The following is an 8,982-nucleotide window of genomic DNA, read 5'->3' on the forward strand; positions in this document are numbered from 1 at the left end:
GGCACTTACGCCAATACCCCACACATTCCGATCGCCGAGCAATCCACCTGGAACGGCCCGAACGCCACGCCTTCATTCCTGATCGGCGGATTGCCGGCCAGCATGCCCTGGACACTGGCGTTTTCGATGCTGCGGGCGATGTTGTGGTTGGCTTCGATGGCCCGTGCCACCGAGCCCGCCGAGCCCTGGCCGATCCCCAACAGGGAGGATCCGTTGGTCATGAACGCCAGGAAGGCGATGACCCAGAGTCTGTGCCCTTTCATGCGCCGACAACTCCCGCGATTTCAGCCTGATCAACGTCCGCGTTTTGCCCGCGGTGTTCAAACTGGATGCCGGGATGAGCGACCTGGATCGGCGCTTCGAAGGTGGATTGCGACTGGGCTGACAGGCTGACCAACAGCACCATGGCAAGGTACAGACCGATCGCTACATAGGCGCCGTGTTTGGCAGAAGTGAGAATTGCGCTGGCCATGATGTTCTCCGCAGGCATGTTTCAATGCCCACAGAATCGATCAAAAAAGCCTGGGTAACCACTCAGGGTTATCCATAGTGACCATCAGCTTCATTGATCATTAAGCCAGACTATTTCAGTCTTCAATAAAACTCATCAAGCGTTCGCGGGCAGCGTCCGGCTCACTCGGAACAGGGTCGACCGCCGACAGAATGGGGGTGGAATAGAGAAAAAGAATAACCAATGCCAGACGCGTCACCATGCTGTCGATCCTTGCCGTGAGGAGGAGTCAAAAAATCAGCGTCAATTTAAACTCATGGCAATGTGATATCAAGCGCAGGATTGATGGCAAACTGATGCTGTCGCAAATGCGTTATGCAGGAGCGACATCACTCTGATCGTTTTCAACACCTGTTTTTCAACATCAGGCTCTTCGATCATCAGTGACTTCGCTCCTGCATAAAGGCAGGGTGAGCGTTCAGGCTTGGGTTTTGTGATCCAGCGCAGCGTAGAAGTTGGCGCTCTGTTGAAGGTACTTCTGGGTGTAGCTCTGGGTGTGGGCTTTTTTGTCGCTGATTTCAACGTTGGCGCTGGCTGGCAGCGCAACGGTGGCAGAAATGGCGGAAGCGGCGATGACAGAGAAGATGTTGAAGTTCATGGCGGTATTCCTCGGATTCAGTTGGCTTGCTTGCCCGGTGGGGCCGTGAAGCAAACTTAACCCTCGAGGGTTCGTGCCTTGAAATGCTTTGTAGCAGTACCAGATATCAGCGTCATTGATAAAAGCAGGCAGGCCCCATCAACCGGGGCCTGCGGCTTATTGACGCAGCAGAAACCTGAGGTCGCTCGGGGCGTCCATCGGCAGTTTTTGCAAGGTTTTGCCCAGCAGACCGGTCCTGGCATCGCGTTCGACGACGACAATCTGGTTGCTCTTCTGGTTGGCGATCAACAGGAATTTGCCGCTCGGATCGAGGCTGAATTCCCGCGGATGATCGCCTTCCACCGCCCGCCGTTGCAGTTCACTGAGGTGACCGGTGGCCGGATCGATGGCAAACACCAGCAGTTGATTGGCCGTGCCACGGTTGCTGACGTAGAGGAACTTGCCGTCAGCCGAAGCATGCAACGCCGCCGCTGCCTTGTCCGAGACCGGCTGCCCGGCCGCCAGATCGACCATCTGCGTCTGTTCGAGTTGGCCGTCGTGGTAATCGAACACCGCTACTTGCGCGCTCATTTCCATGGTCAGCCAGGCGTGTTTGCCATCGCTGCTGAACAGCAGATGACGCGGTCCGCTACCGGGCGGCAGCTGCACGAATGCCGGGGTGGCCGGGGTCAACGGCCGTTGCGGGTTGGCCTTGGGGTCGAAACGGTAGGCAAACACCTTGTCCGCCCCCAAGTCATTGACGAACACGTATTGGCCGTCCGGCGACGGGACGGTCGAATGCACGTGGGCCGAGGCCTGGCGCTCGGGATTGACCCGGCTCGCCGGATGGCTGCTCATCTGCACCACCGGTTTGAGCTTGCCATCGGCCGCCAACGGCAGCACCGCGAGAGTACCGCCGGGGTCTTCGGCCACCGAGTAATTGCTGACAAACAAATGGCTGCCATCGACGCTGAGACTGGAATGGGTCGGCTCGTTGCCCAGACTTTGTACCTGGTTGACCAGGCTCAGCGCGTGGGTCTTGGGATCGATCGCGAAACTGCTGACGCGACCTACCGGATCGGTCTGGCCCGGGCCGTTTTCGTTGACCACGAACAGGTGTCGCTGATCCTTCGACAGGGTCAGCCACGACGGGTTTTCGCTCTTGATCACTTGCAGGGGCCTGGCATTGATCTGCCCGGTGCGGCTGTCGAACGCCAGGCGGTAGATGCCCTGGCTTTGACCGGCGGTGTAGGAGCCCACCAGCAGTTGATAGTCCTCGGCGGATGCGACCTGGACGCCCATGGCGCCGATGCTGCCGGCCATCAACAGTGGCCAGAGATTACGCATCGTCCTGGTCATCATCTTCGTTGTCACCGCTGACAACGTCGCCCACGCACACCAAACGGTGTTCACCCGAATCACCGGTGATCAACCAGCTTTGCAGCGTGGTGTCGAAGGTTGCAGCCTGGATCTGCGCCGGGGTGAACTCCCAGTGTTTGGCCGCACGGCCATCCATGCATTCAATGTGCAGGTTATCAAACTCGTCAAGGGCGAATTCGAAGGCATGCAGCCCGTCGATCTCCACCATTCCGCAGTGTTCGAGGGCATTGAGCAAGGTGTCGGTTGGGGAAGTCATGGCAATCAGTCTTTGAATGAGAAAGACGCAATGATAGCTCATCGCATCCCATTTCCCTCGGTTGGAATGACCAACCTGTGGGAGCGGGCTTGCTCGCGAATGGGGGTATCATTCAACATCTCTGTCGACTGACACTCCGCCTTCGCGAGCAAGCCCGCTCCCACAGCGATTGTGGTCAGCCGTTAGAGGGCGTCGCGCGATGGTTGCCCATCCACCAGTCGCTGGATGCGCAGCGGATTGCCGTTCTTCAGTGCATCCGGCAGCAGACTGTCCGGGTAGTTCTGGAAGCACACCGGGCGCAGGAAACGATCGATGGCCAGTGTGCCCACTGACGTGCCGCGCGCATCGGACGTTGCCGGGTAAGGCCCGCCGTGGACCATCGAATCGCAGACTTCCACGCCCGTCGGATAGCCATTGAGCAGGATGCGTCCGACCTTCTGTTCCAGCAACGCCGTCAGCCCGGCGAACTGCTCGAAGTCTTGCGGCTCGCCAATGACGGTGGCGGTCAATTGGCCGTGCAGGCCGTTCAGGGCGGCCGTCAGTTGCGCCTGGTCCGTGACCTCGACCACCACGGTGGTCGGCCCGAACACTTCCTCTTGCAGGACTTCATCGCCTTCGAGCAGCAGGCGGACATCGGCCTTGAACAACTGCGGCCGGGCCTGACTGCCCTGTTGCGGATTACCGGCCAGGTGCTTGATTCCCGGATGCGCGAGGAGCTTTTGCAAGCCCTGGCCGTAACTGCTCAGGGTTCCGGCATTGAGCATGGTTTGCGCCGGCTGGTCGCCCATCAGCCCGGCCACTTGCTGCACAAAGGCACTGAACGACGCCGAGCGAATGCCAATCACCAGACCCGGATTGGTGCAGAACTGCCCGCAGCCCTGGACCACCGACGCCGTGAGGTCCCGGGCGACGGTGTCGGCCCGCGCCTGCAACGCCTGGGGCAATACGATCACCGGGTTGATGCTCGACATCTCGGCGAACACCGGAATCGGTTGCGCACGGGCCGCCGCCATGTCGCACAAGGCTCGCCCCCCCTTGAGCGAACCGGTGAAACCAACCGCCTGAATCGCCGGATGTTTGACCAACGCCTCGCCGACGCCACCGCCATAGATCATGTTGAACACGCCGGCCGGCATCCCGGTTTTCTCGGCAGCACTAATGATCGCGTCAGCAACCCATTCAGCCGTGGCCATGTGACCGCTGTGGGCCTTGAACACCACCGGGCACCCGGCGGCCAGCGCCGAGGCGGTATCGCCGCCGGCGGTGGAGAACGCCAGCGGAAAGTTGCTGGCACCGAACACCGCCACAGGACCCAGGCCGATGCGGTACTGACGCAGGTCCGGACGCGGCAACGGCTGACGCTCCGGCAATGCCCTGTCGATTCGCGCGCCGTAGAAATCACCACGACGCAGCACTTTGGCAAACAGGCGCATCTGCCCGCTGGTACGCCCACGCTCCCCTTGAATCCGCCCTGCGGGCAACGCCGTTTCGCGGCAAACGACAGCGACAAAATCATCACCGAGGGCGTCCAGTTCATCGGCGATGGCATCGAGAAACTGCGCCCGTCGCTCCGCGCTCAGGCAGCGATAGGCCGGATAGGCAGCCGCTGCTGCGTGGGCCGCCGCATCGACTTCCTGCGGTGTCGCCTGATAAAAATCGTGGGGCAAGGCCTCGCCAGTGCTGGCATCGACACTGCGCAGCTTGACGCTGCCGGCCGCGCTGCGCAGGCCGCCGATGTAGTTGTGACCAAGGATCCGGGTCATGGGTAACTCCTCAAAGTGTGCCGACGGTGCCGGGCTCGAACGCCGCCGGGACCGATGCGATGCCGTTGACCAATGGTGCGCCGAACTCGGCCTGGGTGATCTCGAACACGTCGCCCGGTTGCGTGCGAATGCCGTCGGCAAAGGACAGGGTCGCCGTGCCGAAGAAGTGAATGTGCACATCCCCCGGGCGCAGGAACTGGCTGTACTTGAAATGATGGAATTCGAGGTTGGCGAGGCTATGGCACATGTTCGCCTCGCCGCTGAGAAACTCGTTCTGCCACAGCACTTCGCCGTCACGCAGGATGCGGCTGGTGCCCGCCAGATGCTGTGGCAATTCGCCGACTCGCAGTTCCGGGCCATAGCTGCAACTGCGCAGTTTCGAATGGGCCAGGTACAGGTAGTTCTTGCGCTCCATGACGTGGTCGGAGAATTCGTTGCCCACGGCAAATCCCAGGCGATACGGCTTGCCGTCGTGACCGATCACGTACAGGCCGGCGATCTCCGGCTCTTCACCGGCATCTTCGGCAAAAGGCGGCAAGGGAAATGGCTGGCCAGGCCGGACGACAATGCTGCCATCGCCTTTGTAGAACCATTCCGGTTGCACACCGGCTTCATCCGCCGCCGGCTTACCGCCCTCCACGCCCCATTTGAAGATGCGCATGGTGTCGGTCATCGCGGACTCGTCACCATTTTTCTGGTGCATCTTGTCCCGGGCCGAAGCACTGCCCAGATGGGTCAGACCCGTGCCGCTGACCAGCATGTGTGCAGGGTCCGCATGGTCCAGGGGCGGCAGGACGCGCTGTTGCGTCAGCAGCTCGGCGTAGTCGTGACTGATGCCCAGCCCCAGGTTTTGCACCTGTTGCTCAAGGCTTGCGCCCGCCTCGATCGCCGCCAGTGCCAGATCGCGAACGGTGCGCGCGTCCTGCACTTCACGGACCAGGCCTGCCTCGACCACGCCGACACGGCGTTCGCCGTTACTCAATTCGAACTGAACCAAACGCATGGATTTTCTCCTGTAAAACAAAACTTCAAATCACCGCAGAACCAATGTGGGAGCGGGCTTGCTCGCGAAGAGGCCGTCATACCCGACATCATCGGTGACTGACACTCCGCTTTCGCGAGCAAGCCCGCTCCCACATTTGGTCGGTGTGAACTCTCAAAATCAGGTACGCGACACCCCACGCGCACTCGCCGCAAACTCATCGGCTGGCAGGACGTGCTTGCGTTCCAGCAGGCGATAGACGACGCCAGTCAGAATCAGGCCGAACACCATCACCCCGGAGAGGAAATACAAGCCGGACGCAAGATTGCCGGTGTACTCCTTCAACGCGCCGATCACGAATGGGCCGAAGTAGCCGCCGAGGTTGCCCACCGAGTTGATCAATGCGATCCCCGCCGCCGCACTGGCGCCGGCGAAGAAGCGGCCCGGCAAGGTCCAGAACACCGCCGTGCAGGAAAACAATGCGAACGCCACCAGGCACAGCGCCGCCAGTTGTAGCACCGGCACCGACAGCCAGGCGCTGAGGAACAGGCCAATCGCACCCAGCACGTAGAGCACGGCGAGGTGGCCGTAGCGGTCGTTCCAGCGGTCGGAGCTGCGTGGAATGATCAGCAGGCCGATGATCCCGAAGATGTACGGCACCGCGGAAACGAAACCGGTCACCAGGTCACTGCCGCCGAACTGCTTGATCAGCGTCGGCAGCCACAAACCCAGACCATAGATGCTCAGGGTCACCGGCAGGTAGAACAGCGCCAACAGCAGGACGCGCTTGTCCTTGAGTGCGTGCAACGGATTGCCGTGACGAGTCTGGCCGTAGGCATCCAGATCCTTTTTCAGCTCGCCGCTCAGCCAGTCCTTTTCCGCCTGGTCCATCCACTTCACTTGCTGCGGGCCGTCCGGCAGGTAGCGCAGCACCGGCCAGGTCAGCAGGATCGCCGGGCAGCCGATGACGATGAACAGCCACTGCCAGCCGTGCAGACCCAACACGCCGTCCATGCCCAGCAAGCCACCAGACACCGGGCCGGTGATCATCATTGCAATAGGTTGCGACAGGATGAACAACCCGAGGATCTTGCCGCGATGGCGCACCGGGAACCATTGGGTGATGTAGTACAGAACGCCCGGGAAGAACCCGGCTTCGGCGGCGCCGAGCAAGAAGCGCATCACATAGAAGCTGTTCGGCCCCTGGACGAAGGCCATGCCGATGGTGATGGCGCCCCAGGTGAGCATGATCCGCGCGAACCAGCGCCGTGCGCCGAAGCGGTCGAGCATCAGATTGCTGGGGATTTCCAGCAGGAAGTAACCGATGAAGAACAGCCCGGCGCCAAGACCGTAGGCGGCATCGCCCAGGCCGATGTCTGCGCCCATGTGCAATTTGGCGAAGCCCACCGCGGAGCGGTCCACATAGGCGATCAGGTACAGCAGGATCAGGAAGGGAATCAGTTTCAGCGTGATGCGACGGATAAGCCGCAGTTCCTGGCTCATGAGATCGGTCTCCGATTGTTGTTGTTATAGAACCTCGGGGGACGCCTCTCGCGAAAAACTCGCCAGGGCCATCCCTCCGTTTGAGCGGACTATATAGTAATACTATTTACCCAACAACACTTCCAAAGCGCTTAATTTGCGCTTATGTTACGCCTCAGCTCGAACAATATAGTCATACAATAAGAGAACCGATCATGTCTGATAAGAAACCCACCCTGCGCTCCGCCCAATGGTTTGGCACGGCCGACAAGAACGGCTTCATGTACCGCAGCTGGATGAAGAATCAGGGCATCGCCGACCATCAGTTCCATGGCAAGCCGATCATCGGCATCTGCAATACCTGGTCGGAACTGACCCCGTGCAACGCGCATTTCCGCCAGATTGCCGAGCACGTCAAACGCGGGGTGATCGAGGCTGGCGGCTTCCCGGTGGAGTTCCCGGTGTTCTCCAACGGCGAATCGAACCTGCGCCCAACCGCCATGCTCACCCGCAACCTGGCGAGCATGGACGTGGAAGAAGCCATTCGCGGTAACCCGATCGATGGCGTGGTGCTGCTGACCGGTTGCGACAAAACCACCCCGGCCTTGCTGATGGGCGCCGCCAGTTGCGACGTGCCGGCCATCGTCGTCACCGGCGGGCCGATGCTCAACGGCAAGCACAAGGGCAAGGACATCGGCTCCGGCACCGTGGTCTGGCAGCTCAGCGAACAGGTCAAGGCCGGCACCATCAGCATCGACGACTTCCTCGCGGCCGAGGGCGGCATGTCCCGCTCGGCCGGCACCTGCAACACCATGGGCACCGCCTCGACCATGGCCTGCATGGCTGAAGCACTGGGCACTTCCCTGCCCCACAACGCGGCGATCCCGGCCGTGGATGCGCGCCGTTATGTGCTGGCGCACATGTCCGGCATGCGCGCCGTGGAAATGGTGCGCGAAGACTTGAAGCTGTCGAAGATCCTCACCAAGGAAGCCTTCGAAAACGCCATTCGCGTCAATGCCGCCATCGGCGGTTCGACCAACGCAGTGATCCACCTGAAAGCCATCGCCGGGCGCATTGGCGTGGAGCTGGACCTGGATGACTGGACCCGTATCGGTCGCGGCATGCCGACTATCGTCGACCTGCAACCGTCCGGGCGCTTCCTGATGGAAGAGTTCTATTACGCCGGTGGCTTGCCGGCCGTGCTGCGGCGCCTCGGTGAAGCCAACCTGATCCCGAACCCGAATGCATTGACCGTCAATGGCAAGTCCATCGGCGAGAACACCAGGGACGCGCCGATCTATGGCGAGGACGAAGTGATCCGCACCCTCGACAACCCGATCCGCGCCGACGGCGGCATCTGTGTGTTACGCGGCAACCTGGCACCGCTGGGCGCCGTGCTCAAGCCTTCCGCCGCCACGCCAGAGTTGATGCAGCATCGCGGACGTGCGGTGGTGTTCGAGAACTTCGACATGTACAAGGCGCGAATCAACGACCCTGAACTGGACGTGGATGCCAACTCGATCCTGGTGATGAAGAACTGCGGGCCGAAGGGTTATCCGGGCATGGCCGAAGTGGGCAACATGGGTTTGCCGGCCAAGCTGCTGGCCCAGGGTGTGACCGACATGGTGCGCATTTCCGATGCGCGCATGAGCGGCACCGCGTATGGCACCGTTGTCCTGCACGTCGCCCCGGAAGCCGCTGCCGGCGGACCGCTGGCCGCAGTGAAAGAAGGCGACTGGATCGAACTCGATTGCGCCGGCGGCCGTTTGCACCTGGATATTCCGGACGCCGAACTGGCCGCGCGCATGGCCGATCTGCAGCCGCCACAGAACCTGATCGTCGGCGGGTATCGTCAGCTGTACATCGACCACGTGCTGCAAGCGGACCAGGGGTGCGACTTCGATTTCCTGGTCGGTTGCCGTGGGGCTGAAGTGCCGCGTCACTCCCACTGACACCACCCTCTAATGTGGGAGCGGGCTTGCTCGCGAATGCGGTTTATCATTCAACATTTCAGTTGGCTGAGATTGCGCA

10 protein-coding genes are annotated in these 8,982 nt (G+C 61.2%); 1 reads left to right on the plus strand and 9 read right to left on the minus strand.

Going from position 1 to position 8,982, the window contains the following annotated elements:
- Positions 1-5: 5 nt before the first annotated feature.
- The 9 genes from AC07W4_RS18280 to AC07W4_RS18320 form a co-directional block, all read right to left on the minus strand.
- Positions 6-263: a hypothetical protein gene (locus AC07W4_RS18280; protein ID WP_495033419.1), complete on the minus strand. Its 258-nt coding sequence runs from the start codon at positions 261-263 to the stop codon at positions 6-8.
- Entirely contained in the window at positions 260-472 is a 213-nt protein-coding gene (locus AC07W4_RS18285; RefSeq protein ID WP_008049523.1) for a hypothetical protein, read from the minus strand. The genes AC07W4_RS18280 and AC07W4_RS18285 overlap by 4 nt, the downstream gene beginning before the upstream one ends.
- A gap of 115 nt (positions 473-587) precedes the next feature.
- The gene (locus AC07W4_RS18290; protein WP_495033420.1) at positions 588-713 is read right to left on the minus strand and encodes a hypothetical protein; all 126 of its coding nucleotides are present in this window, start codon (positions 711-713) and stop codon (positions 588-590) included.
- A gap of 216 nt (positions 714-929) precedes the next feature.
- Positions 930-1,109, minus strand: coding sequence for a hypothetical protein (locus AC07W4_RS18295; RefSeq protein WP_007979950.1), 180 nt, complete (start codon positions 1,107-1,109; stop codon positions 930-932).
- A 156-nt stretch (positions 1,110-1,265) separates the two neighbouring features.
- Entirely contained in the window at positions 1,266-2,435 is a 1,170-nt protein-coding gene (locus AC07W4_RS18300) for a lactonase family protein (protein WP_495033421.1), read from the minus strand.
- Positions 2,428-2,766, minus strand: a complete 339-nt coding sequence (locus AC07W4_RS18305) for a DUF5629 family protein (RefSeq protein ID WP_495033422.1) — start codon at positions 2,764-2,766, stop codon at positions 2,428-2,430. Before AC07W4_RS18305 ends, AC07W4_RS18300 begins: the two co-directional genes overlap by 8 nt.
- A 140-nt stretch (positions 2,767-2,906) precedes the next feature.
- Positions 2,907-4,487: an aldehyde dehydrogenase (NADP(+)) gene (locus AC07W4_RS18310; RefSeq protein ID WP_495033423.1), complete on the minus strand. Its 1,581-nt coding sequence runs from the start codon at positions 4,485-4,487 to the stop codon at positions 2,907-2,909.
- Between the two features lie 10 nt (positions 4,488-4,497).
- Positions 4,498-5,490, minus strand: a complete 993-nt coding sequence (araD1, locus tag AC07W4_RS18315) for an AraD1 family protein (protein WP_495033424.1) — start codon at positions 5,488-5,490, stop codon at positions 4,498-4,500.
- A 159-nt stretch (positions 5,491-5,649) separates the two neighbouring features.
- On the minus strand, positions 5,650-6,972 hold the full coding sequence (locus AC07W4_RS18320) for an MFS transporter (RefSeq protein ID WP_495033425.1): 1,323 nt from the start codon (positions 6,970-6,972) through the stop codon (positions 5,650-5,652).
- A gap of 194 nt (positions 6,973-7,166) precedes the next feature.
- Between AC07W4_RS18320 and AC07W4_RS18325 the strand changes: the two genes are divergently transcribed.
- A complete protein-coding gene (locus AC07W4_RS18325; protein ID WP_008049533.1) occupies positions 7,167-8,903 on the plus strand; it encodes an IlvD/Edd family dehydratase in 1,737 nt (578 codons plus the stop codon).
- Positions 8,904-8,982: the final 79 nt, after the last annotated feature.

It is taken from the genome of Pseudomonas sp. GW821-FHT02A08, from assembly GCF_059422045.1.